This is a genomic window from Niveispirillum cyanobacteriorum (genome assembly GCF_002868735.1).
Classification (GTDB): domain Bacteria; phylum Pseudomonadota; class Alphaproteobacteria; order Azospirillales; family Azospirillaceae; genus Niveispirillum; species Niveispirillum cyanobacteriorum.
In genome coordinates this window covers 3079551-3103637 of the sequence record NZ_CP025611.1, presented here as the reverse complement: position 1 = coordinate 3103637, position 24087 = coordinate 3079551, and the positions used below count along the sequence as shown (strand labels likewise).

The following is a 24087-nucleotide window of genomic DNA, read 5'->3' as shown; positions in this document are numbered from 1 at the left end:
CTCTATCTTTACTTGGACGGTGTGCAGTCATGGCCGTCGGCATGGGCGCGCACGCCGTCATTGCCGTGCAGGACAGTGTGGGGGCGGACGAACCGTTCCCCGCTGGGACAAGCCGCATCGGCAATGCGCGGTAGATCACGCGGTCCCTGGGTACAGGCAGTCAACGCCACGGCCAGGAATAGGACGGGCAACAGGCGCTTCATGACACTCTCCCTTCGGCAAGATTGTCTTCGCTGGGCTGGATGGGGGCCGCGAACCGGCGGTAAAGCGCCGGCAGCAGGATCAGGGTCAGCAGGGTGGCGGTGATCAGGCCGCCAATGACGACGGTGGCGATGGGCCGCTGCACCTCCGCCCCGACAGAGGTGGACAAGGCCATGGGCACGAAGCCCAGGCTGGCCACCAGGGCCGTCATCAACACGGGCCGCAGGCGCGTCATTGCCCCTTCCCGCACCGCCTGATCCAGCGCCATGCCCTTCAGCCGCAATTGCCGGATGAAGGACAGCATGACCAGCCCGTTCAGCACGGCGATGCCCGACAGCGCGATCATGCCGACCGCGGCGGAGATGGAGAACGGCATACCCCGCAGATACAGCGCCAGGATGCCGCCCGTCAGCGCCAGCGGTACGCCGCTGAACACCAGAACGGCATCGCGGGCGGAGCCCAGTGCGCTGTAGAGCAGCAGGAAGATCAGGGCAAAACAGGCCGGCACCACGATCATCAGCCGGTCGCGCGCCGCGATCAGGTTTTCGAACTGCCCGCCCCAGGTGACCCAGTAACCGGCGGGCACCGCAACCTGGGCCGCCAGCTTTTCCTGCGCCTCGGCCACGAAGGACCCGATATCGCGGCCCCGGACATTGGCCTGCACCACGATGCGGCGCTTGCCATTCTCCCGGCTGATCTGGTTCGGCCCTTCGGCGAAGCGAATGCTTGCCACCTCGCCCAGCGGCACCGTCCGCCCCTCTGTCAGGGGGATCGGCAGGGTCGCCAGCGCGTCGGGGTCGTTTCGCAAGGCGTCGGGCAGGCGGACCAGGATGTCGAAGCGGCGGTCACCCTGATAGACCAGCCCCGCTTCCCGCCCGCCGACGGCGATGGCCAGCACGTCTTGCACATCCGCCACCGACAGGCCGAAGCGGGACGCCCGGTCGCGGTCGACCTCCACATTCAGAAAGGACGCCCCCGACACCTGTTCAGCCCGCACATCCGCCGCCCCCGGCACTGTCTGGATGACAGCGGCGATCTGGTTGGCGGTGGTCAGCAACGTATCGAAATCATCGCCAAACACCTTGATGGCGACATCGCCGCGCACCCCGGCCAGCAATTCGTTGAAGCGAAGCTGGATGGGCTGGCTGACCTCGTACACCTGGCCCGGCAGGCTGCCCACGGCCTTTTCCAGCCGCTCTACCAGTTCCGCCTTGGACAAGCCGGGATCGGGCCATTCATCGCGCGGCTTCAGCATCACGAACATGTGGGAAATGCCGGGCGGCATCACGTCCGTCCCGATCTCCGCTGTGCCCGTCTTGGAAAAGGCGAAGGCCACTTCCGGGAAGGCGGCGACGGCCTTTTCGATGTCAAGCTGCTGTTCGGTGGCTTGGGGCAGGCTGGTGCTGGGGATGCGGAACGCGTTCAGCGCCACATCGCCCTCATCCAACTGCGGGATGAATTCCTGCCCCAACTGCGTGAACAGCAGCAGCGACAGGCCGAACAGGGCCGCAGCGAAGCCCGCCGCCTTGACCGGTGCGCCCAGCGCCTGGTCCAGCCAGGGGCGGTACCAGTCGCCGGCCCGGCGGATGATGGCATTTTCCTTTTCCTCAACCCGGCCCGACACGAACAGGGCGATCAGGGCGGGGACCAGGGTCAGCGACAGGATGAAGGCCGCAACCAGGGCGATGATCACGGTCAGCGCCATCGGCTCGAACATCTTGCCCTCGACCCCCGTGAAGGTCAGCAGCGGCAGATAGACAGTGATGATGATGGCCTGCCCATAGACCGAGGGCTGGATCATCTCCTTTGATGCCTCCATCACCTCCACCAGCCGTTCATTCAAGGTCAGGACACGGCCCAGATGATGCTGCCTTTCACCCAGCCGGCGCAGGCAGTTTTCGGCGATGATCACGGCCCCGTCGACGATCAGGCCGAAATCCAAGGCGCCCAGGCTCATCAGATTGGCACTGACACCGGCTTCCAGCATGCCGGTCGCCGTCATCAGCATGGTGACGGGAATGACCAGAGCCGTGATCAGGGCCGCGCGGATATTGCCCAGCAGCCCGAACAGAACCGCGATGACCAGAAGCGCGCCCTCAGTCAGGTTCTTGGCCACCGTCTTGATGGTGGCATTCACCAGATCGGTGCGGTCCAGCACCGTCTTGGCCATGATGTCGGCGGGCAGGGAGCGGCGGATATCCTGGAGCTTGGTATCCACCGCATCGGCAACAGTACGGCTGTTCTGCCCGATCAGCATCAGGGCCGTACCCACCACCACCTCGCGGCCATTCTCGCTGGCAGAGCCCGTCCGCAGTTCCTGGCCCGTCTGTACCGTCGCCACATCGGACAGGCGCACGGGCACGCCGCCGCGCGTGGCGATGACGGTGCTGGCAATCTGTTCGGCGGTGGAGATGCGACCGTCGGAGCGGACGATGAACAGCTCCCCGTTCCGCTCCATCTGGCCCGCACCCAAACTCTGATTGGCGCGTTCCAGCGCCGCCCCCAGATCAGCGAAGGTCAGGCCGAAGCTGACCAGCCGGGCCGGGTCGGGCAAGACATGGAACTGCCGGACATGGCCGCCGATCGTGTCGATCCCGGCCACGCCGCGCACGCCCTTCATCTGCGGGGCCACAATCCAGTCCTGGACAGTGCGCAGATAGGTGGCCCGTTCCACCTCGGTCGTCAGGCGTTCACCCTCGGGCGTCAGGTAGGACCCGTCGGGCTGCCAACCGGCGGCACCGGCCTTGGCCTTCTTGGCGTCAAAGGGCGCATATTCGACGGTCCACATATAGACCTCGCCCAGGCCCGTGGAGATCGGGCCCATGGTGGGCGTCAGGCCGGGGGGCAGACGGTCGCGCGCCTCGCCCAGCCGTTCGGCCACCTGTTGCCGGGCGAAATAGATATCGACCTTTTCTTCAAAGATGGCCGTCACCTGCGACAGGCCATTGACGGAGATGGAGCGGGTATCCTCCAGCCCCGCGATCCCGGCCAGGGCCGTTTCGACGGGGTAGGTCACCTGCTGTTCCACCTCGAACGGTGACAGGGCGGGGGCCAGCGTCGTGATCTGGATCTGATTGTTGGTGATGTCGGGAACGGCATCGATGGGCAGGTGCAGCAGCGACCGCAGGCCGAACGCCGCCAATACCGCCACCAGCAGCACCACCAGCACGCGGCGCCGGATGGCGAAGGACAGGATGGGTTCGATCATCATCCCCTCCCGTCAATGCGCATGGCTGTGGGAGGCTTCCCCACGCGAGGCCTCGGCCTTCAGCAGGAAGGTATTGCCCGTCGCCACCTGTTCACCGGGGAACAGGCCGAAGGTGATCTCGGCAAAGCGGCTGTTGCGCCGCCCGACCTCCACCACACGCGGCTCAAAACCCTCCGCATTGCGCACGAAGACGACATTATCGCCGTTCAGCACCTGCAAGGCGCTGGCAGGGACGGCGATGTCCGCCATCTCCCCGCCCGCCTGGATGCTGCCAGACCCGAAATCGCCCGGGCGCCATTCGCCATCGCCATTATCCAGGGCGGCCACGACACGCGCGGCCCCTGTCTGCGGGTCCAGGGTCGCACCGGCGGCGACCACCTTGCCCTCCGCACTGCGCCCACCCTGGCCGGTCAGGCTGACAGGTTGGCCCTCCTTCACGGCCGGCAGGTCGGCGGCATAGACGGGCAGTTCGACCCAGACGCTGGACAGGTCGGCGACGGAGAACACTTCCTTTTCCGCCGCCAGTAACTCACCGCGCACAGCCTCCCGCCCGATGACGCGGCCGGCGATGGGGGAACGGACCTCCAGCCGGCCCAGGCTGAAGGGCTGCTTGTCCAGACCGGCGATTTCCGCAGGCGACAGGCCCAGCACCGTCAGGCGCTGCTTGGCGGCGGCCAGGGCGATGGCGGCGGTTTCGGCGGCGGCGCGGGCGGTCAGGTAATCCTGCTCCGCCGACACCTGCTTGCGCCACAGCCCCTCTTCACGCGAGAGGGTGGTGGCGGCCAATGTGTTCTGGCGCAAGGCCGACAGATATTCCGCCTTGGCGTCGGCCAGATCGCGGCTGTCCAGCACCAGCAGCACATCGCCCGGCAAAACCGGCTCGCCCAGGCGCTTATGCACCTCCGTCACGATACCGGACACGCGCAGGGTGACATGCACCATCTTGTCCGCATCCGCGACCACCGTGCCCGTGACGCGGATGTCGCGGGACACGGGCGCGGGGCCAGCCTCAACCAGCGTGATCTTGGAGCGGGTGATAGTGGCGGCGTCCATACGGATCGCACCGCCTTCCTCCTCATGCTCCTCTCCCTCGCCATGGTCATGGCCGTCACCGGCCTTGGCGACCACCAGCTTCGGGGTGCTGGTGAAGCTTTTGACGGCAAAGCCGCCGGCCAGCAACAGGGCGATGGCGGAGACGCCGATCAGGACATGTTTTTTCGTGATGTTCATGGGGACACCTCAATGTCCGGGGCGGTCAGCCGGTCAAGCTCGGCCCGCGCGTCGTGGAAGCCCTGCAGGGCGTTGATCAGATCGGTGCGTGCATCGACCAGCGTGCGCTGTGCCTCCAGCACCTCCAGATAGGCGAACTTGCCCTGGGCATAGCCTTCATTGGCCAGACCGAAGGCCTGTTCGGCGGTGGGGATGATGCTGTCCTGAAGCGTGCGGGCCGTGTCGCGGGCAGCCGCCAGATTGGCGCGGGCGGCATGGGCGCGGCGGTCCAGGTCGATGCGTTCGGCGGCCAGATCGGCCTCCGCCGCGACCAATTCGGCCCGCGCCTTTGCGATGCCGCCCCGGTTGCTGTCAAAGATCGGGATGGGCACCGACACGCCGACCAGGAAGGCATTCTCCCCATCCTCTCGGAACTGCCGGAAGCCCGCAGACAGGGTGACGTCGGGGATCGCCTTGGCCTGTTCCACCGACAATTCCGCCCGCCCGCGCGCCACATCGGCCTGACGCCGGCGCAGGTCGGCCCCATCACCGCTGGCTGCCGCATCATCGGTGTCGATCCGGGTGAACCAGCCTTCGTCCAGGGCCAGCGCGGCGGGTGACAGACCGGTCAGGCCGGCCAGCGCCTGCCGCGCGATGGTCAGGCGGCGGTTGGCCTGATCCAGGGCCAACTGCGCCTGCCGCCGCGTGATATCGGCGCGCGATGCCTGGATCGGTGCCTCCCGCCCAGCCTCCACCCGCGCCTTGATGGTGTCTTGTACCGCCACGGCAAGGCGCAGGCCATCCTGGGCCAGGGCCACCTGCCGCGATGCTGCCACCGCCTCCGACAAGGCAAGGCGCACATCGCGCGCCAGATCCAGCCGGGCCAGTGTCAGGTCGGCGGCCGCCCCGTCGCGGGCGGCACGGGCGGCATCGGTGCGTCGCCCGCGTTTACCGCCCAGTTCGATGGTCTGCGACAGGCTGTAGGTGCGCTCCGACGCGCGGAAATCACGATAGGGGCCGGAGCCGGAAAAATTCTCCAGCTCGAACCCGATCTCCGGATTGGGGCTGGTGTTAGCCTGATCGACGGCCCCGCCGGCGGCATCCAGCCGGGCACGCGCCGCCGCACCACGCGGCGCATGTTCAAGAGCCAGCGCGATGGCGGTGTCAGGGGTCAGAAGGGCCTGTTTGGGGAACAGTGTTGAAGTCAGGGTGGGGGTGGCGGCGGGCGTGGTTTGCGCCCATGCCGCCGGGGCCCCGGCGATGGAAATCGCCAGGGCGACCGCATGATGCAGCCGCATGAATACTCCGCGAATGACGAACAGATACCAGGCCGCCCGGTCAGGGCGACGGCGAGGGTGATCGGTTCGTCAGGCGCGCGGGGGTTCGTCGGGAAGCGTGGGGTCAGCAGTTTCCGGCAGCAGCAGGGCTTCAGCCGGATAGGCGGTCACGCCCCACACCACGGGTTCCACCACCCGCGCGGCGCGGGCGCGGTCGGCCACATGGATGTGGCTGCACTCGTGGTGGCAATCCATGGACAATTTGCCGGCGGGCGCATGATCAGCCCCGGCCAGCATCTGCGTATGCCCTGTCTGGTCATGGCTATGCGACAGGTCCCGGGCGTGAAGCCCAGGGACATTCATCAGGAATGCCGCCAGCAGCAGAAGGGTCGCAAGGAAACGCATGGACACCAAGGTAGGGGGCCGACAGCGCCTGTGCAAGGGTACAATTGTGATTGCACAGGATCAGATTGTTTCGTCAGCTCCAACCAGCCGCAATTTCACTCAGAACTTTTTCCAGATCGCTCGGCTGGTCCACGAAGATGCGCAGATTATGACGCAGGATCTCATTGAAACGTCCCTGTACCTCGACCGGATCCAACGCTGCCACTGCTCCCATCGTCTGGCCGATGCGGATGATGCGGTCGCCGAACTCAACCAGATCATCATAGGACTCGTCGAAAAGATCAGTGAAGGTCTGATAGCCACGGCTGCGCAGGAACCGCAATGTGTGGGGGGTGCCGATGATGATGAAGGGGCGGCAGGCCATTATGGCCTTCCAGGTCTTCTCGGAAATGAAGCAGAAACCGTTATCGTAGGCCGTTTCCGTGACGACATTATACCGCACCCGCCGATAGGGCCGGTCATCATGAATGCCAATCATGGTCGAGTTATCGAACTGTGTGGTGCCGTTCAGTTGCAATGCCGCGTCGACCAACGGGGCATCATCGACACGCAGCGGCATACGCTGCTGCACCATCTCCCAGGCATGCTGAACGGTTGGATCTTCGTACCGTATCCGCTCTGGATGCTGAATGTTGAGACTGACGAGGCTTTGATCCAAGTGCCCGCCCAGTGCCATCATAACCAAAGCCAGGATACGGTGCGTGCGGGGCGCGTTGTTCATGCATAGGAACAAGCGGTCTGGGGGCTCCGTCGCCCGGATGACATCGGCACGACCGTAGAAATCCTGTACCGAGGCCGGCACACCGGCCTTGAAGATTTCCACTGAACGGCATGACACCCCGCCCGTGGCGGCCGGCGCCAGTTCAGCCTGGATACGGTAGGTTTCCCCTTCAATGCCGACGCGCCGTATCCCCTTCATAAGGGGACAGAAGATATCGGCATAACGGACCTGGAATGGCAGGCTGGATATCTGTCGGAAGGCCCGCCAGTGATCCAATTCGCCTTCAAAATGAATATTCCCCGTCAACAGCCAGACCTGACGAGGTGCCAGACCATGGCGACGGACGAAGTCCGCAATGTCATCATAGACATTGCGGACCTGCTGTTCGGGGGACCGCATGTAAAAGAATTGCCGCGCCTCATGGGCGAAGCTTATGACCAGGGTCACCTGTCCAGCCTTGATGCCTGCCAGTACGGCTGGCGGAACATAGGGGTCCAGGAAATGGCTGGTATCGGCGTTTGAGAGATGCTCGATGATCTCATAGCGCAGTTCGACGGGGAAGATGAACGGCTCTCCCCGTGCCAACAGATCGGCGGCGTTATCCAGACGATACCGATGCCGTTCCACGGCCCCCAGGTAGGGGAACCAGTAGTTCCAGCCATAACTGACACCGGCCTGCTCAGCCTGGCCCGACATATCCAGCCGATGCCCCCCTTGGGATGTCCGCCGATAATTCTCGAAGCCGAATGAGATCACAGTGTCAAATCCCCGAAGCCGGGCCGATACCAACGGGAATATAGGTGATATCAGGCTGCGGCGCCGCCAGCATGCGCCACGGGTCGATCACCACGGATCCTGCCGGGAATTTCAGCGTCTTGAGAACGGAATGTTCCGCCCCAAGCAGGAAGACCCGTGCTTCACCTTCGGCAAAATCGTTGGGAATCCCCTCAATGAACGGATCGATCAGGGCCACGGCATGGCCCCTTTCGCGCATGATATTAGCCAGCAGCACTGCCGGACTGCCCGTCGTCAGGTTGGTTTCGGCCTTGAAGCTGTAACCCAGGATAACCTTGGGCAGGGCATGGCGGCACATCAGATCGGCCAGGAATTCCGTCTGATTCTCCCGTGCCATCATCAGATCTTCGAAGAAGTCGCAGCTTAGGTCGAGGCTCCGCGCCAACCAGGACATGGCGATATTGTCGCGCGGGTGGCATCCGCCACCATCGCCCATGCCGCTTTTCAGATAAGCGGGGCTGATCAGCCGACGGCCCGCCATCTTCAACGCCCCCATGACCTGATCGGCGTCTGTACCCGGTGTCTTGTGACAGATCTCCATCACCGTGTTGGCAAAGACGATCTTCATGCCGATGAAGGTGTTATAGGAAACCTTGATCAACTCCGCATTTTCCACCGACGTGGCATAAAAGGGGGCGTCGGTCAGGGTGCGGTAAAGCTCCTGGGCCCGCTTTGCCGCGTCAGGGTCATGCACGCCAAACAGGATGAATTCGGGATTCATGAAATCGCGCATGGTCGTGCCCATGGCGATGAAGAACGGATTGTAGCAGATGCGCATATGGTGATTGATCACCGGGAAAATATGCCGCCGCACCGTCCCCGGCAGAACGGTGGAAATCACCACCACCGCCGTGGGACGCTTCACATGCGGCGCCAGATCCCGCAAGGCACTGACCAGATGGTCATAGTTGAAATCGACCCGTTCCGGCGGGATACGGGTGACACCTTCATAGCGGGGATCATGCGGTGTCTGAACCGCGACAAAGATGATGTCGGAATGGTCGGCCAGTTCCGCCAACGATCCAAAACGGACACTGGAGGCCGCCAGATAAGGATCGAACGGCTCCACACCATCCGGGCCGGTTTCACGGTAGGGGCGAGGGTCCTTGGTCATCGCCGCAGCGTTGATATCAAAGCCCATGACATCATGCCCTTTCATGGCCATCGCCACGGCACAAGGCATCCCCAGCTTACCCAAACCGACGAAACCAACTTTCATCATTCATCCCAGTGCGGCATCTGCATCACGGGCGCAGTAAACCACAAATCGACAAGCGGTTTCTACGCTCGCGCAATCAATCAGCGAAGGGAGCGCTCAAATAGATAGCCGCCCCTCCACCAGTGCCTCCAGCCGTGACAGCGGCACATTTCCGGTCATGACCAGAGCGTCGTTGAAGCGGCGGAAGTCGTACTTGGCCCCCATCCTGGCCTTCAGATTGTCGCGCACGCGGTTAATCGCCGTGTGGCCGATCTTGTAGGCGCAGGCCTGACCGGGCCAGGAGCAATAGCGGTCCACCTCCCGCGACACCTGGGCGGCGGTGGAGCCATTGTTGGTGACGAACCAGTCGATGGCCTGCTGCCTTGTCCAGCGCTTGGCATGGATGCCCGTATCCACGACCAGACGGCAGGCGCGGAACGCCATGGATTGGAGATAGCCCAACTGTCCGATGGGGTCTTCCTTATAGACGCCCAGCTCATCGGCCAACTGCTCGGCATAGAGCGCCCAGCCCTCCGTGTAGGCGCTGTAGGCCAGCAGGGTGCGAATCAAGGGCAGCTTGTAGCTATATTCCCCCTGCCAGATATGGCCGGGAATGCCCTCATGATAGGAGAGCGTGGGCAAAGCGTGGCGGGGCCAGATGCTGGTGTCGCGCAGGTTGATGTAATAGGAGCCGGGCTGGCTGCCATCCATCGACCCGGCACTGGCGTACCCGCCGGGGGCGCCGGCCTCAATCGCCACGGGCACGCGCTTGACCACCAGCTTGCCGGGCACCAGCACGGTAAAGGCCTGCGGCATGCGGGTGCGGATATCATCGACCCGGCCATTGATATAGGCCAGCAGGTCGGCACGGCCCTTATCGTCGTTCGGCCACAGATATTTAGGGTCCTTGCCCAAGGCTGCCATACGGTCGCCCACCGTCCCCTGGGTCAGGCCCTGGGCGCGTAGCAGCGGCTCCATGCGCGATTGCAGCATTTTCAACTGCTCCAGCCCCATGGCATGCACCTCGTCCGGTGACAGGCTGGTAGTGGTGGCCGCACTCAGCGCCCAGGCATAGTAATCCGCCCCCTTTGGCAGGGCCCAGACACCGGCATCGCTGCGGGCACCCTTGCGCTGCTGCTCCATCACCGCCTGCTGCCGCTTCAGGGCGGGCAGCACCTTGTCATTGATGATGGATGCCGCCTCACCGGGTTTGGCGTGGCCTACCTGCTTTGCTCCGGCCTCGAAATGCTTCACCAGTTCCCACTCGGCCACCGGCATACCGGCCACGCCCGCGAACTGCCCGATGGCCTTGTCCAGCAGGAAGTCGGGCAGAATATAGCCCTGCCCCCCGTCGACCCGCAGCCGTTCGGTTTCCGCGTCCAGTGCCGTCGCATATTGGGTCAGACGCGAGAGGTAGCTGTCGGCATCTTCCCTGGTTTCGATCTTGTGCTGGCTGGTCAGGAAGTCCGGCACCTCCACAAAAGCGCCGACATTCTGGGCCACGGCATAGGGGCTGTTGCGGTAGGAATAGCTTTGGTTCAGCAGCGCCATGTCACCAAAGCGGAACCCGTGCCCCTTGGCCGACAGTTCCAGGGTGGCCTGCGCCACCTCCAGATTGGCCTGCATCTCTGCCGACAGGCCGGTGCGGTCCAACGCCTTCACGGCAGCCAACTGTTCCTTGACCACCCCGCGCTGCGCCTCGATCCCGGCCAGGGACCGGTCCCCCAGCATCGACCGCAGACCCGCATGCCGGTCCTTGTCGATGCCAAGCTGCGTGGCGTTTTCCGGGTACCAGGCCAGGATCTTGTCAGTCAGTTGATCCAGAAAGGCCTGGGCCGTTGCGGTGGCATCATCACCGGCGGCGGCCAGGGCGCGGGGGGCCAGCCCCATCATCGCCAGTGACGCGGTGCCGGCCAGAAGCTGGCGGCGGGTGGGGGAAGCGGCATTATGGGTCATGCGATCTTTGCCTTCACCAGGGTCCGAACGGAAGGGCCGGCATTATGCGACGCATCCCACCCCTTCCGTCCAGCGGGAACCGGACCTGATAGGGCGGGCCGATGGAACCGGTTGTGTTCTGTTGCAGGGAACCACCGGAATCTTTGGTCAGAACATTGCCCGAAGTCACAGGAACCGAAGGCCAACAGCATTGTTACCTCCGGGTGCCGATTGACCGGCAGGGTTCGATGTGCCCGAAACCTGCCGGGGTAGCTCCGAAAGGGATCAAGTTCCTTTCGGAGCTACCCCCGATCCGCCCGTGCAAGTGCCGGAATTCAGTGCCCATCATCCGGCGGGTGCCATCCGGCAGTACCATCAGACGTAAACAGGGAGCCGGACATGTCCCGCGGGGGAACAGAACGGTTGTGGATGGGGATGGCCGTGGGGATGGCGACAGCGCTGATCCTGTCCGGCTGCGCCAGCGTCCGTTCCGATCCGGCACCAAGTCTGGCGGCCAGCGCGCCGACCCCCAAACCCACCGCGCAGGCCAAGGCAACCGCCACCCCAGCCGCCAAGACCAAACCGGCCAAGCCACGTAGGCAGACGGGCCAGGTACCGGACCAGCCCGCCGCCCCGCCGGTGCCGGCACCGGAAACGGTGGCACCGGTGCCCCCGCTGCTGCCCGTGGGCATGGATGAAGACGGCCTGACCCGCGCCCTGGGTCCGCCGGCCAGCAGCCGGGAGGAGACGCCGGCCCGGGTCCTGTTCTTCCGCCGCCGCGAATGCGGCCTGAACCTTACCCTTTATCCGGACGTCGAGACGCGGGTGTTCCGCGCCCTGTCCTATGAGGTGACCAGCGATGATCAGGATGAACGAGCAGTCGGAGTTTGTGCGGCCCGCTTCGGCATTGCCAGCGATGACGGGCCTAGCGTCGCAGCCCGGAAATAGGCGCCTGGAGGAAGGGGGCCTGCGTCTGGCCCTGGTCGATGATGATGATGATTTCCGCGAGGTGGTGGGGGCGGAACTGGAGGATCATGGCTTTGCCGTCACCAGCTTCCCCGACGGGCCCCCCCTGCTCGACTATCTGGCCGACGGGAACGAGGCCGATGTCATCGTCCTGGACTGGAACCTGCCCACCTGGAACGGCATCGACCTGCTGCCGCAATTGCGCCGCCGGGGCGTGAACATCCCCGTCATCATCCTGACCGCCCTGTCGGGCACCAGTTTTGAGATGGCGGCGCTGGAGCGTGGGGCCCTGGATTTCATCGACAAGTCGCGCGGCGTGCCCGTGCTGGCGCGGCGCGCCCGGCTGATCGCGGATGCCGCCAAGCTGCCGCCCGGCGCACCGGTGGAAGACAGTGTCGACCATGGCGCCCTGACGCTGCGCCCGCGCCTCAGCCGGGCCTATTGGCGCGGGGTGGATGTGGAACTGACGGTGACGGAGTTCAACATCGTCCAGCGGCTGGTGGACAATGCCGGCGACCATGTCACCTACCGGGCGATCTATGACTGCGTGCATCGCAGCGGTTTCATCGCGGGGAGCGGGGAAGATGGCTATCGAACAAATGTCCGATCCTCGGTCAAGCGCATACGAAACAAGTTTCGCGCCATCGACCCCGGATTCGGGGAGATCGAGAATTTCGCCGCCTTCGGATATTGCTGGCGCAACCCGCCAACCCCGGCTTGACGGTCTGCGGCGGCGCACCGGGCTGGCCCTGTCGTCGCTGACCTTCCGGCTGTTCATCCTGGTCTGCATCTTCGTGGCATTGCCCGTCATCCTGTACGGGCAGTTTGAACGCGCCGACAAGCAGAGCCGTGATCTGGTGGCCGACAGCCTTCGGCGCAATGGCTGGCTGGTGGCCCAGGCGCTGGCCGCCCGCCTGGAACAGCGTGAGGATGTGCCGCCGGTGGAACTGAACGCCATGTTGGCCCGGTTTGCCGACAATGGCACCATCCTGAAACTGATGTTCAAGCCCAGCCAGGGCGGGGCGGCAGGCGGCTTCTATTTCGTGGCCTCGGCCCCGCGCGTACCCGCCGATCAGATGGGGGCCGATCTGGATGTGCTGGCCCGCCACGGCATCCTGAAATCGCTGGGTGATAGCTGCACCTGGGACAAGCCCGTCGAAATCCGCTACCGCCAGATGGACGGGGCGGAGGAGATTCTGACCTCGGTCATTCCCATCCAGGGGCGGCGCGGCTGCTGGGCGCTGGTTTCCGCCGACAATTCGTCCGCCCTGCTGAACACCGCCTTTGGCCGCCCCTATTGGCAAACAGACAATATCCGCATGGCGGCCTTCATCTATCTGGCCTTCGCGGGTCTGGCCCTGCTGGTCGTGCTGAAGGCGCGGGGCGCGTTGCGGCATTTCCGGCGGGTGGCCGGCGATATCAGGCGGGGTGGGGCCGGGGCCGCCCGCTTCACCGACCGCAACCCCCTGCCGGAACTGGCCAGCGTGGCTGGTGATTTCGACCGGCTGGTGCAGGATCTGCACCGGGCGGCGGCGAATATCAGGGGCACAGCGGAGGAAAACGCCCATTCGGTGAAGGCGCCGTTGGCCGTGATCCGGTCCGCGCTGCAGCCGCTGAAAGCCGTGACCCCACGGGAGGATCAGCGGGCCCAGCGCGCCCTGCAACTGATCGAGACGGCCCTGTCGCGCCTGTCGGCCCTGATTTCCGCATCACAACGCCTGGGCAACGATACGGCCGATTTCATCGAGGCGCCGAAGCTGCGGATCAACCTGACCCATGTGGTGGCCGACGCCCTGCACAATGCGCGCGACATCTCCATCGACCGGCAGATCCGCTTCATCCGTCACCTGGACGAGAATGTGCGGGTCCTGGCGCCCGATGGCATCCTTGACATCATTGTCGAGAATATCCTGGATAATGCTATCGGCTTCTGCCAGCCCGGCGGCACGATCGAAACAACGCTGACCCGTTCGGCGGGCCGTGTCGATCTCGTTATCGATGATGAAGGGCCGGGCATCGACCCCAACAAGATCGAGCATATATTCGACCGCAACTTCTCGTTCCGGCCCGCCGGTACTACGGCGGGGGAACCGGCCCATGCCGGCCTGGGCCTGTGGATCGTGCGCCATCATGTGGAAGCGCTGGGCGGCAGCGTCGCGGCCTCCAACCGGTCGGGCGGCGGCCTGCGCATGCATGTCCGCCTGCCGCTGGTGCCCTGACCACCGCATGATCACTGGCCGCGGCAAGGCCGGTCGCCCACAGTGACCGGGCCGGTGGCACCCGCGAAGGGCACCACGCCGGATGCCGATCCCCCCCCTTCCCCACCCGGAACCGGATGCGCGCCACCACCCCATCCCAGCGGCAGGGCTCCCTGTCCCGCCGCTCTATCCAGCCCCCTCACGCCCGACCGGTCCCGTCGCCGGCGGCGGGCAGCGGTCAGGCGTGGCCGGTCCTGTCCGGCCTGTCGCTGCTATCAGGCCTGGGCATCGGCCTGTGGTTGGGTCTGGCGGCGGGGCTAGTGGCCGGTGCCGCCGTTTGGGTGGCGGGATCGCTGCTGGGCCGGCGGCGGGAGGACCCGCGTGACTTTCGCGATGCCGACGCGGTGGAGGCGGCAACGGACCTGGCGGTCCTGGCGGCCCTTCCCGAACTACCCGATGGCGCCCACGCAATGGAACAGGTGCTGCGCGATCCGGCCTCAACGCTGGCGGCGGACCTGCGCGCCATCCATGCCGCCCTTTTGTCCACCCACCCCGTTGGCAGCCCCCTGACGGTGGCCATCGCGTCGGCGGAGAAGGGGGAAGGACGTTCGCTGCTGGCCGCGACACTGGGCCGACTGCTGGCCAGCGAGGGGCAGCGCGTGCTGCTGATCGATGCCGACTGGTGCCGCCCCGGACAGCATGCGCTGTTCGCGATGAAAGCTGCACCAGGTCTGGCAGAGCTTCTGTCTCCCCATCCCCCAGGGGTGGATGAGGTGATCCGCACCGATCCCGTCTCTGGCCTGGACCTGATCCCAGCGGGCCGGGGAAGGCTCGGCGCGCGAGCCCTGCTGTCTGCGCGCATGAAGACGCTGCTGGCTGATCTGTCGGGCGGCTATGACCTGCTGCTGCTGGACCTGCCGCCCTTGCTGGACGCGTCCGATGCGATGCTGGTGGCGGGGATGATGGACCGGGTTCTGTATGCCATCCGCTGGCGCCACACGCGGCGGGGCCCGACGCTGGGCGCCCTGACCCGGTTGCGTAAGGCGCGGGGCCGGGTGGCGGGCATCGTCCTGACCCGCGTGGGGCCGGCGGAGGCACCGTGACTCTGGTTGCGGCGCAACATAACCCGGACACAGATTGACCACAGGCCGATGCGCCATTGCGGTTGTTATAGTCGGCACCTGGGAATGACGAAAACAACAAACTATTGCCGCCGCTCGCGATTGCATTCGCGGGCGATGGGCATCCTTTACCCACGGAGATGGAGCGTATCATGGCATCGCAAGCCTTTACGGCCCCCCTGTCGCGACAAGCTGTTCTGGTTGGCGCGTCGGCTGGCGGGCGTGGTTATGACTGGCATCGCCTGCATGCCGCCGCCATTGACCAGCATCTGGATCGTGAGCGCCGTCCCGCAGTGCGGCAGAACCCGGCCACAAGGATCAGCAAGCGCCTGTTCGACATCGCCGCATCGGCATCGCTGCTGGCGCTGCTATCCCCCCTGTTCCTGACGCTGGCCGTGCTGGCCAAGCGTGATGGCGGGCCGGTGCTGTTCGGTCATCGCCGCGTCGGCGCGCGGGGGCAGCCTTTCAAATGCTGGAAGTTCCGTACCATGGTGCCCAACGCGGAGGCCGTGCTAGCCCGACTGTTGTCCACCGATCCGGCGGCGCGGGCGGAGTGGGAGCGCGATTTCAAGCTGCGCGACGATCCGCGCGTCACCAAGGTCGGCCGTTTCCTGCGCACCACCAGCCTGGATGAGCTGCCGCAATTGCTGAACGTGCTGGCCGGCGACATGAGCCTGGTCGGCCCCCGCCCCATTGTGGCGGACGAGGTCCGGCGATATGGCGCGGCCTTCCATGATTATTCCCGCTGCCGCCCCGGCATCACGGGTGTGTGGCAGATCAGCGGGCGCAACGATACCGGCTATGGCGAGCGGGTGCGGCTGGATCGCGATTATGCCCGCAACTGGAGTTTCCTGTCCGACCTGCGCGTGCTGCTGCGCACGCCGTCGGCGGTGCTGCGCCGCGACGGCGCCTATTGAAGCGGGCCGTCACCATGAAGGCGCCCGCGATCAGACTGCTTGCCCTGCTGCCCCTGCTGCTGACCGCCTGTGTGCAGCGGCAGGCGGCCCTGCCACCGGCACCGCAGGTGGCGACGCCCGTGGCTGGCAGTGCAGCCACCCTGCCGGGATACAAGGTGCAGGTGGGCGACATGCTCTATATCCGCCTCTACCTCAATCCGGAGCTGAATGAGGAAGTGGTGGTGCGGCCCGACGGTATGATCTCCACCGCCATCGCCGAGGATGTGATGGCCTATAACCGCGCGCCGTCGGAGATTTCGGCCAGCCTGCGGGAGAAATACCGGACGCTGCTGACCGATCCGCAGATCAGCGTGATCGTGCATTCCTTCGCGCCCAACCGCGTCTATGTGGCGGGTGAGGTGGGCAGCCCCGGTGAATTCATCACCGTCGGCCCCAACCTGACCGTGACCCAGGCCATCGCGCGGGCCGGCGGGGTAAAGCTGTCGGCCTCGCGGGAGAATATCTTCATCCTGCGGCGCGGCGACGGCGACAAACCGCAGGCCATGGCAGTGGATTACATGGCCGCGATCACCGGCAAGGACCCCGCCGCCGATGTGCGGCTGGCCCAGTATGACGTGGTCTATGTGCCGCGCACGGGCGTCTATGAGGCCTACACCTTCTGGAACCAGTTCGTGCAGCAGTTCGTGCCCTTCAATTGGGGCTTCACCTACAACATCAACCCTTCGAATAACTGACGAAGGATTGCTGGCCCACCCTGCGGGAGACGGCAATGTACGCGACAGCCCTGCCCCATGGCGTCCTGATCACGATCTGCAAGAGATGGCGCCTGTTCATGACGGTCCTCCTGTGCACCCTGCTGCTGGGGGCCGGGTATCTGACCTTCGCGACCAAGAAGTATGAATCCGTGGCGGAACTGGTGGTGACCTTTGGTCGCTGGTCCGCCCCGCAGGTGGAGCGGGGGCCGGCGACGGAGCTGACCCCGTCCGACCGGCGGGAGATCGTGCTGGCCCATGCCGCCATCCTGCACAGCCATGATCTGGCGCGTGCAACGGTGGAAGCGTTCGGCATCCCCGCCATCTATCCCGACATTGCGGCGGACCCGCCGGCACGCGGGACGGCGATGGATGCCGCCGTCACAAGGCTGCTGGATGATCTGGCCGCCGAGGTTGGCAACCAGGACAACATCATCACCCTGTCGCTGCGCCACCCCGACAAGGAGATGGCGCCCAAGCTGGTGCGCAAGCTGATCGATCTTTATGTCGGGCGGCAGACCCAGATCTACCATAACCCGCATGAGGGCTTTCTGGCGGGGGAGGTGCGGCAGGCCAGTGACGAACTGACCAAGGCACAAGCGACGCTGGAGAGCTTCAAGGACCAGTGGCGGATCAGCAGCTTCGACAAGGAGGTGGAGGATCTGCTGGCCCAGCGCAGCGAGCTGGACACCAGCCTGCATGCCGCCCGCGCCGCCCTGGCCCAGGCGCAGGAGCGCAAGCGCGGCCTGGAAAAGCTGATGACCAAGGTGCCTGAAAAACTGCCAGAAACGGCCAGCGGCGAGAAGTACCGCGCCCTGGATGAGGCGCAGTCGCGGCTTCTGGAACTGCGCATGAAGCGTAGCCAGATGCTGGCCACCTATAATCCCGACGGGCCGGCCATGGCGGCGCTGAAGGCTGGCATCGCGACGGCGGAGAAAGAAGTGGCGACCCGGCGCGCCGATCTGGAGAAACGCTCCACCACGGCACCCAACAGCGTCTATCAGACCCTGCAGACCGATTATCTGCGCACCAGCGCCGATGTGGAGAGCAACGCCCAGCCCGTCCAGGTGCTGACCGGCCAGATCACAGCGCTGGACGAGCGTCTGGCTGAACTGCGCCGCAACCGGGGCCGGTTCAATGATCTGGTGCGCGAGTACCAGATCGCGGAGGAAGCGTACCGTTCCCTGTCGATGCAGCACGCCAATGCCCGCGTGAAAGGCAACCTGAACAGCGAACGCATTTCCCCCGCCGCCGTGTTGAGCGAGCCGACCCAGCCCTATCGCACGGTACGGCCGCGCGGGCTGGCCACGATGATCGCCTGCCTGATCGGCGGGGCCATCCTGGCCACCATCGCGGTGCTGCTGCGCGAAGCGCGGGACGATCGCTTCACGACGGCAGAACAGGTTGTCTTCCTTCTGGACCTGCCGGTCCTGGCCAGCTTTGAGCGGCAGCCGCATCGGCCACCCCTGCAATTGCTGGCCTACGGAGACAGCGCATGACGAAGCTGAACATTGCCCCGGAGCCGTTCCGGGACCCCGTCCCCCCGTGGCAGGAGCATGAGATCCGGGAGGTGGACTGGCCCGTGCCGGAGGATCTGGCCATGGTGGACCTGATCGAGCTGTATCTGGAGATCGACGCCGTCCTGGATATCGACCGGGGCATGGCCATCCAGTTCCTGGCCGCTGGTGCCGGCCCCGGTGCCTCTGAGATCGCCCTGGACATGGCCTGGGCCGCCGCCAGCGTCCTGGGCAAGAAGATGCTGGTGCTGAACTGCACGCGCCAGCCCTGGGCCCCCTGGCCGCAGACCGCCGACGCCGGCGCTGACGGCATTGTCCGCGCACTGGCCCGGCAGGCGGAGCTGATGAAGATACCGGAGCAGGAAATGTACATGGCCGACCTGCGCGGCTGGCCCGGACGCGGCATCTCCCCGGCCCGCACGGATGAGATCGCGGGCCATATCGAAAGCTTCCGCCGGCATTTCGACATGGTGATCGTGGTGGCCCCACCCGCCGACAGCGAACCGCTAGGTGCCATCCTGTCGGGCCATGTCGATGGCAATGTCATCGTGATCGAGGCGGAGCAGACGCGGCGGTCATCGGCCATCCGCCTGCGCGAACTGCTGGTCCGCTGCAACCGGCCCATTCTGGGCGCCATCCTGCATGACCGGCAGAACCATGTGCCCGGCTGGATGGCCAGCCTGCTATGACCCGGCCCCTGCATGTCATGGTCGTGAACAACCTTTACCCACCGCTGATGGCAGGCGGGGCGGAGCGGATCGTGGCCTTCCTGTGCGAAGGGCTGGTGCGGCGCGGGCACCGGGTCACCGTTGTTTCAACCTGCGGGCCGGACATGGAACCCTACCCGGTGGAGCAGCGGGACGGCGTGGAGGTGATCCGCTTCTTTCCGCCCAATCTCTACTGGTCCTTCGAACGCCCACTGAACCCCGGCCCGCGCAAATGGCTGTGGCATGCCAAGGATGCCTGGAACCGGGATGCGGCTCGCCGGTTGGGCACCATCCTGGACAGTGCCAGACCGGACATCCTGCACAGCCATCTGATCGACGGGTTTTCCGCCGCCATCTGGGCCCGCGCGCGGGCCGATGGTGTGCCGGTGCTGCATACCGCGCACGATTACCATCTGCTGTGCCCGCGCGCCTTCCTGCTGACCCATGACTGGCGGATATGTACCAGGCCGCGCGTCCATTGCCGCCTGTACCGTCACTGGCATATCCGCACCACCCGCCATGTCGATCTGTTCGCCAGCCCGTCGCGCCTTCTTCTGGATCTGCACCAGCGCGCGGGCCTGCGGGCCGGGGGCGGGACGGTCGTGCATAATGGCATCCCCCTGCCCCCCGACGCCGCCCAGATACGCCAGAGCCGCCCCCCGGACAGCCGGGGCCGGTTCCTGATGCTGACGCGGCTGACAGTGGAGAAGGGGGTGGAAACAGCGCTGGAGGCCATGACCATCCTGCCGCGCGACCTGCCGGTGGAACTGTCCATCGCGGGCAAGGGACCGCTGGCAGACAAGGTGCGGGCCGCCGCAGCCGCCGACCCGCGCATCCGCTATCTGGGCTTTCTGGACGGGCCCGCGAAGGTGGAGGCCCTGACGCGGGCAGGTCATCTGCTGCTGCCATCCCTGTGGTTTGAGAATGCGCCCGTCACCATCGTGGAGGCCGCCGCCTACGGCCTGGGCCTTCTGGGCAGCGATATCGGCGGCATTCCCGAATTCGTTGAGGCCGGGCGCACCGGCTTCCTGTTCCGGCCCGGCGATGCCGGCGCGCTGGCTACCCTGATGGCGCGGCTGGCCCGCGATCCCGGTGCCCTGCCGGAACTGCCCGACGCGTCGGCGGCCCTGGCCCGACGCTTCAGCCTGGAGCGCATGATCGATGATTATGAACGACATTACCGGGCGCTGGCCGTGGCATAAATTCGTCCTGCCGCTGCTGCTCTGCCTGCTGCTGCCAGCCGTTCAGGCCCGCGCGGATATCTACCCCACCGACAGCAGCGCCCTGAATGTGCGCGATTTCGGGGCGGTGGGCGACGGGCAGACCGACGACACCGCCGCTTTCCTGGCAGCACTGGCGGCCAGCGGCGGCGATACGGGTGCCAGCTTCTGGCAGGACCGGCTGGTCTTCGTGCCCGACGGCACCTACCGCATCACGGCCCCGCTTCTGAAACGCTATGCCGATGGGCGGTTCGCATCGGGCTTCGTCCTGATCGGGCAATCGGAAGCGGGGACGGTGCTGAAACTGCCTGACAATGCGCCCGGCTATGGCGATCCGCAGCGCCCACAGCCCGTGATCCTGACCAGTTCGAAACTGTACCGCAGCGGGGCGACGGAGGGCGGCAAGGATTATCCGGGCCGGGGCGAAGGCAACGATGCCTATATGAACTTCGTAGAGAACATGACCATCGATGTCGGCAGCGGCAATCAAGGCGCCATCGCCATCGATTATCTGGGCAACAATAGTGGCGCCATCCGCCATGTCACGCTGCGCGCCGAGGCCGGCAGCGGGGCCGTGGGCCTGTCCATGACGCGCAAATGGCCCGGCCCCACCCTGATCCAGCATCTGACGATCCAGGGCTTCGCCACCGGCATCGCGACCGCCCAGACCGAATATGGCCTGACCTTCGAACATGTGAACCTGTCGAAACAGACGGACACGGCCATCACCAACAGCCAGAACGCCCTGACCTTCCGCAACCTGCGCATCGATGGACCATTGGGGCGGATCATCAATGCCGGCGACAAAGCCTTTCTGGCGATCGAGGGCGGGACGGCACCGGGCGGTAGCGTGGCGGACCTGATCCGCAATGACGGCTTCGTCACCCTGCGCGATCTGTCCATTGGCGGCACGGTACAGAGCGGGGTGCTGCAAGGGCGCAGCAACTGGCAGGCCACACCACCGCCCGCCGGGCGTACAGCATGGGCGGACCCGCCGCCGGTCCCCGTGGTGCCGGAAGGGCAATGGGTCAATGTCGCCACCTATGGCGCCACCGGCGATCCCGCACAGGATGCGACACAGGCCTTGCGTCAGGCGTTTGCATCGGGGGCTGCCGTTGTCTATCTGCCCAACGGCACCTATGCGGTAAATGACAGCGTGGATATCCCGGCCAGCCTGCAACGGATCGTGGGCATGAATTCCACCATCCGCGTCATCAACCGGCGTCCCGCCTTTGCCCGCACGAACGGCATGTTCCGTGCCGCCACGGCGGGACCGCCCTTGTTCATCGAACGGCTGGCCTTTGACAATACTGGTTTGGGCGAACAGGTCGGGGTGGAACTGTCGGGCGGGCGGGAGATCGTGATGCGGGATATCGTGTCCGCCGGCACCACCATGCTGGACCGCCGTGCCACCGGCGGACGCGCCTTCCTGGACAATATGTGCTGCGGCCTGCTGCGCATCACGGGGCCGCAGCCGGTGTTCGCGCGCCAGTTCGACAGCGAGGGCACGACGACCCGAATCATCAACCGGGGCAGCCCGCTTGCCATCCTGGGCCTGAAGACGGAGGGGGTTTGTACGGTATTGGACAACCGTGAGGGGGCGCGCACCGATATTTTCGGCGGGCTGGTCTATGTCGTGCGTGACGGGGCACCGGCCACAGTGCCCACCTTCATCAACACCGGCTCCTCCCTGTCCGCCAGCTTTGTCGAGGAATCGCTGAGGTCCGGCAGCCGGTATCAAATCTATGTGGGCCGCGCCGCTGGCGATACGACGCCGCCCGTGCCCGTCACGGACTTTCCCGAACGCGGCTTTGGCAGGTTCGTGCCTGATCTGCGCGATGGCACACCGTGATCAAGGACGGGTGACAGCGAACGGGTCGGCGCCCGGTTCCTTCACCGGGCCGGGGCGGGGCGGCAGTTTGGCGGCGATGCAGGTTCCACCCAGGCGGCGCGCATCCGTCTCACAATCAGCATAGGCGGGATAGACGCAGGACATGACATTGCCGGCCCTCGCCAGACAGTAAGGCAGGGCGGCCACGGGCCTTTCAAACTCCCGTTCATTGGTGACGCAGCGCCCGCCGGCCCGGTCCGCCTCCCGCTGACAGGCGGCAGGATCGACATAAAGGCATTGGGCCGGCACGCCCGTGACCTTCACACAGAAAGGGGCGGCGGCGGTCAGGGGGGCCGCGCCCAGCAGCAGCGCAATGATGGCAGCGGTGCGTTTCATCCCTTCACCCCTTCGTGCCGTCTTTGATCAGTGGCCCGCACCATGAGGGCCAGCAGCAGCAAGCAGCAGACGGCCTGTGCCGCGCTGTATCCCGCGATCACCCAGGGGGCGGCCCAGCCCTGCTCTACGCCGGCCAGGAAGACACAGACCGTCAGGCACAGCCGCCCCACCTGCCAGCCGGCCGCCAGCCCCTGCCGCCCCAGGATCTGAAGCGTATGGAACACAGGCTGGACGACCGCCTGCGCCAGATAGCCAAGGCTGAGCGCGTGCAGATAGGTCACGGCCTGCTGCCATTCCGGTCCGAAAACGGTGGCGAACGCAAAGGATGCGGCCAGGTTCGCGGCCAGGATCCAAAGGAGCGCTAGCAGGGACTGCCGCGACACGACTTGCGCAAAGCGGCGTTTCAGGCGGGCGGGGTCGCTGGCCGCGATCTTTCCCGCCTCCCCCATATAGACCTGCAGGATGGAGGTGCCGACGATGGCCAGCGGGCGCGAGACCACCCGTTCGACCAGGAAGATGAAGCCCGCAACGGCGGGCGAGAAGGCGATGCCGGCCAGGATATAGAGCAACTGGCTGCTACCCGCCGCATCGATCAGGGCGGCCCAACTGCTGATCAGCGGGAAGCGGATATAGCGCCGGGCCAGTACACGCATGCGCCGCCAGGACAGCAGCCGCAAGACACGCCGCATCCGGGCGATAACAGAACCGAACAGCCCGAAGCTGCCCGCCGATTGGCCCAGGACGAAGCCGACCAGCAGGCCGGGCGCCCCCAGCCCCGCCAGGGCCAGCCCGATCTGGCTGGCCGGTCCCACCAGCCCCTGCGCCAGCCTTGTCTTGGCGATGGCGGGAAAGTCACTGGTGCGCGTGGCCAGCTGCAGGGCAATGTAATAGAAGCCGAGGCAGAAATAGCCAAGGACCAGCAACCCCTGGTAAGCCGCCAGCGGCCCCTCGTCCAACGGCACCGGCCACAGCGTCCGCAGCGTCGCATCCGGCACCGCGAAGACCGCAACGCCCAGCGCCGCCGTGGTCAGCACCAGTACACACAGGCAGACCGCCATCAGATTGACGGCATCCGCCCGCCGCCGGACCAGCAACAGGGCGAATTCATAACGCAGGGACGCCAAGACCACGATCATGGTCAGGGCAGCGGAATAGACGCTCAAGGTCCCAAACTGCTGCGGCGTGTATAGCCGCGTCAACAGCGGCGACAGCAGCACGGCGATCAACTGCCCGCCCGCCGCCCCCGTCAGCAGGATAGAGACATTGCGCAGGAAGGGCCGGGCCGACAGCCAGGCGCGCAGATGCCGCGGATGCCAGCGGCCCGGCCCCCTGATCGCCCTCTGCTTGGTGCAGTCCTGGGTCATGATGATCCCGTTCAGTTCACCCCTGCCATAACATCCAGAATTCGGATGCGCACCGGACAAAGGAACGGGTCACAGGGTGATCACAACCCACCCTGTAAAGGTGACACTAAATAGTTCTGACAAGACCGGACTTCACGCCGATTTTGGGT

The 24087-nt window shown here is 65.6% G+C and carries 20 protein-coding genes; 10 read left to right on the top strand and 10 right to left on the bottom strand.

Annotated elements, in window-relative coordinates:
• Positions 1–8 precede the first annotated feature (8 nt).
• From C0V82_RS14440 to C0V82_RS14405, 8 genes are all read right to left on the bottom strand, one after another.
• On the bottom strand, positions 9–203 hold the full coding sequence (locus C0V82_RS14440) for a hypothetical protein (protein WP_102112910.1): 195 nt from the start codon (positions 201–203) through the stop codon (positions 9–11).
• Complete coding sequence (locus C0V82_RS14435) at positions 200–3412, bottom strand: efflux RND transporter permease subunit (protein ID WP_245924096.1); 3213 nt, start codon at positions 3410–3412, stop codon at positions 200–202. The genes C0V82_RS14440 and C0V82_RS14435 overlap by 4 nt, the downstream gene beginning before the upstream one ends.
• 9 nt (positions 3413–3421) lie before the next feature.
• Positions 3422–4639 (bottom strand): efflux RND transporter periplasmic adaptor subunit, encoded by a 1218-nt coding sequence (locus C0V82_RS14430; RefSeq protein WP_102112909.1) that lies wholly within the window; start codon positions 4637–4639, stop codon positions 3422–3424.
• Positions 4636–5916, bottom strand: coding sequence for a TolC family protein (locus C0V82_RS14425; RefSeq protein ID WP_102112908.1), 1281 nt, complete (start codon positions 5914–5916; stop codon positions 4636–4638). Before C0V82_RS14425 ends, C0V82_RS14430 begins: the two co-directional genes overlap by 4 nt.
• Positions 5917–5985: 69 nt before the next feature.
• Complete coding sequence (locus tag C0V82_RS14420; protein WP_102112907.1) at positions 5986–6300, bottom strand: hypothetical protein; 315 nt, start codon at positions 6298–6300, stop codon at positions 5986–5988.
• A gap of 73 nt (positions 6301–6373) precedes the next feature.
• Positions 6374–7717 carry a hypothetical protein gene (locus C0V82_RS14415; RefSeq protein WP_102112906.1) on the bottom strand — a complete coding sequence of 448 codons (1344 nt, stop codon included), beginning with the start codon at positions 7715–7717 and terminating at the stop codon, positions 6374–6376.
• A 64-nt stretch (positions 7718–7781) separates the two neighbouring features.
• The gene (locus tag C0V82_RS14410) at positions 7782–9035 is read right to left on the bottom strand and encodes a nucleotide sugar dehydrogenase (protein WP_281262370.1); all 1254 of its coding nucleotides are present in this window, start codon (positions 9033–9035) and stop codon (positions 7782–7784) included.
• 96 nt (positions 9036–9131) lie between these two features.
• Entirely contained in the window at positions 9132–10970 is a 1839-nt protein-coding gene (locus tag C0V82_RS14405) for a DUF885 domain-containing protein (RefSeq protein ID WP_102112904.1), read from the bottom strand.
• A gap of 378 nt (positions 10971–11348) precedes the next feature.
• Here C0V82_RS14405 and C0V82_RS14400 point away from each other — a divergent pair, with 378 nt between their 5' ends.
• From C0V82_RS14400 to C0V82_RS14355, 10 genes are all read left to right on the top strand, one after another.
• On the top strand, positions 11349–11897 hold the full coding sequence (locus C0V82_RS14400; RefSeq protein WP_158659940.1) for a hypothetical protein: 549 nt from the start codon (positions 11349–11351) through the stop codon (positions 11895–11897).
• On the top strand, positions 11809–12636 hold the full coding sequence (locus tag C0V82_RS14395) for a response regulator transcription factor (protein ID WP_245924094.1): 828 nt from the start codon (positions 11809–11811) through the stop codon (positions 12634–12636). Before C0V82_RS14400 ends, C0V82_RS14395 begins: the two co-directional genes overlap by 89 nt.
• Positions 12637–12709: 73 nt before the next feature.
• On the top strand, positions 12710–14134 hold the full coding sequence (locus C0V82_RS14390; RefSeq protein ID WP_158659939.1) for a sensor histidine kinase: 1425 nt from the start codon (positions 12710–12712) through the stop codon (positions 14132–14134).
• A 116-nt stretch (positions 14135–14250) separates the two neighbouring features.
• Positions 14251–15216, top strand: coding sequence for a CpsD/CapB family tyrosine-protein kinase (locus C0V82_RS14385; protein WP_102112900.1), 966 nt, complete (start codon positions 14251–14253; stop codon positions 15214–15216).
• Positions 15217–15386: 170 nt separating this feature from the next.
• On the top strand, positions 15387–16151 hold the full coding sequence (locus C0V82_RS14380; protein WP_188595114.1) for a sugar transferase: 765 nt from the start codon (positions 15387–15389) through the stop codon (positions 16149–16151).
• A 14-nt stretch (positions 16152–16165) separates the two neighbouring features.
• Positions 16166–16885 carry a polysaccharide biosynthesis/export family protein gene (locus C0V82_RS14375; RefSeq protein WP_102112898.1) on the top strand — a complete coding sequence of 240 codons (720 nt, stop codon included), beginning with the start codon at positions 16166–16168 and terminating at the stop codon, positions 16883–16885.
• A 35-nt stretch (positions 16886–16920) separates the two neighbouring features.
• Complete coding sequence (locus C0V82_RS14370; RefSeq protein ID WP_102112897.1) at positions 16921–18402, top strand: GumC family protein; 1482 nt, start codon at positions 16921–16923, stop codon at positions 18400–18402.
• On the top strand, positions 18399–19109 hold the full coding sequence (locus C0V82_RS14365) for a P-loop NTPase family protein (RefSeq protein ID WP_102112896.1): 711 nt from the start codon (positions 18399–18401) through the stop codon (positions 19107–19109). The genes C0V82_RS14370 and C0V82_RS14365 overlap by 4 nt, the downstream gene beginning before the upstream one ends.
• Entirely contained in the window at positions 19106–20329 is a 1224-nt protein-coding gene (locus tag C0V82_RS14360) for a glycosyltransferase family 4 protein (protein ID WP_102112895.1), read from the top strand. The genes C0V82_RS14365 and C0V82_RS14360 overlap by 4 nt, the downstream gene beginning before the upstream one ends.
• The gene (locus C0V82_RS14355) at positions 20289–22199 is read left to right on the top strand and encodes a glycosyl hydrolase family 28-related protein (RefSeq protein WP_102112894.1); all 1911 of its coding nucleotides are present in this window, start codon (positions 20289–20291) and stop codon (positions 22197–22199) included. Before C0V82_RS14360 ends, C0V82_RS14355 begins: the two co-directional genes overlap by 41 nt.
• Here C0V82_RS14355 and C0V82_RS14350 read toward each other — a convergent pair whose 3' ends face one another.
• Both C0V82_RS14350 and C0V82_RS14345 read right to left on the bottom strand, forming a co-directional pair.
• The gene (locus C0V82_RS14350) at positions 22200–22574 is read right to left on the bottom strand and encodes a hypothetical protein (protein ID WP_102112893.1); all 375 of its coding nucleotides are present in this window, start codon (positions 22572–22574) and stop codon (positions 22200–22202) included.
• Positions 22571–23938 carry a lipopolysaccharide biosynthesis protein gene (locus C0V82_RS14345; RefSeq protein WP_102112892.1) on the bottom strand — a complete coding sequence of 456 codons (1368 nt, stop codon included), beginning with the start codon at positions 23936–23938 and terminating at the stop codon, positions 22571–22573. Before C0V82_RS14345 ends, C0V82_RS14350 begins: the two co-directional genes overlap by 4 nt.
• Between the last annotated feature and the right edge of the window lie 149 nt (positions 23939–24087).

What these genes read in the sequence shown, in the direction of transcription:
- C0V82_RS14410 (WP_281262370.1), bottom strand. Translation starts at nt 9,035, where the DNA reads ATGAAAGTTGGTTTCGTCGGTTTGGGTAAGCTGGGGATGCCTTGTGCC.
- C0V82_RS14425 (WP_102112908.1), bottom strand. Translation starts at nt 5,916, where the DNA reads ATGCGGCTGCATCATGCGGTCGCCCTGGCGATTTCCATCGCCGGGGCC.
- C0V82_RS14430 (WP_102112909.1), bottom strand. Translation starts at nt 4,639, where the DNA reads ATGAACATCACGAAAAAACATGTCCTGATCGGCGTCTCCGCCATCGCC.
- C0V82_RS14435 (WP_245924096.1), bottom strand. Translation starts at nt 3,412, where the DNA reads ATGATGATCGAACCCATCCTGTCCTTCGCCATCCGGCGCCGCGTGCTG.
- C0V82_RS14440 (WP_102112910.1), bottom strand. Translation starts at nt 203, where the DNA reads ATGAAGCGCCTGTTGCCCGTCCTATTCCTGGCCGTGGCGTTGACTGCC.
- C0V82_RS14385 (WP_102112900.1), top strand. Translation starts at nt 14,251, where the DNA reads ATGCGCGCCACCACCCCATCCCAGCGGCAGGGCTCCCTGTCCCGCCGC.
- C0V82_RS14350 (WP_102112893.1), bottom strand. Translation starts at nt 22,574, where the DNA reads ATGAAACGCACCGCTGCCATCATTGCGCTGCTGCTGGGCGCGGCCCCC.
- C0V82_RS14420 (WP_102112907.1), bottom strand. Translation starts at nt 6,300, where the DNA reads ATGCGTTTCCTTGCGACCCTTCTGCTGCTGGCGGCATTCCTGATGAAT.
- C0V82_RS14355 (WP_102112894.1), top strand. Translation starts at nt 20,289, where the DNA reads ATGATTATGAACGACATTACCGGGCGCTGGCCGTGGCATAAATTCGTC.
- C0V82_RS14345 (WP_102112892.1), bottom strand. Translation starts at nt 23,938, where the DNA reads ATGACCCAGGACTGCACCAAGCAGAGGGCGATCAGGGGGCCGGGCCGC.
- C0V82_RS14360 (WP_102112895.1), top strand. Translation starts at nt 19,106, where the DNA reads ATGACCCGGCCCCTGCATGTCATGGTCGTGAACAACCTTTACCCACCG.
- C0V82_RS14415 (WP_102112906.1), bottom strand. Translation starts at nt 7,717, where the DNA reads ATGTCGGGCCAGGCTGAGCAGGCCGGTGTCAGTTATGGCTGGAACTAC.
- C0V82_RS14380 (WP_188595114.1), top strand. Translation starts at nt 15,387, where the DNA reads ATGGCATCGCAAGCCTTTACGGCCCCCCTGTCGCGACAAGCTGTTCTG.
- C0V82_RS14405 (WP_102112904.1), bottom strand. Translation starts at nt 10,970, where the DNA reads ATGACCCATAATGCCGCTTCCCCCACCCGCCGCCAGCTTCTGGCCGGC.
- C0V82_RS14365 (WP_102112896.1), top strand. Translation starts at nt 18,399, where the DNA reads ATGACGAAGCTGAACATTGCCCCGGAGCCGTTCCGGGACCCCGTCCCC.
- C0V82_RS14395 (WP_245924094.1), top strand. Translation starts at nt 11,809, where the DNA reads ATGATCAGGATGAACGAGCAGTCGGAGTTTGTGCGGCCCGCTTCGGCA.
- C0V82_RS14400 (WP_158659940.1), top strand. Translation starts at nt 11,349, where the DNA reads ATGTCCCGCGGGGGAACAGAACGGTTGTGGATGGGGATGGCCGTGGGG.
- C0V82_RS14370 (WP_102112897.1), top strand. Translation starts at nt 16,921, where the DNA reads ATGTACGCGACAGCCCTGCCCCATGGCGTCCTGATCACGATCTGCAAG.
- C0V82_RS14375 (WP_102112898.1), top strand. Translation starts at nt 16,166, where the DNA reads ATGAAGGCGCCCGCGATCAGACTGCTTGCCCTGCTGCCCCTGCTGCTG.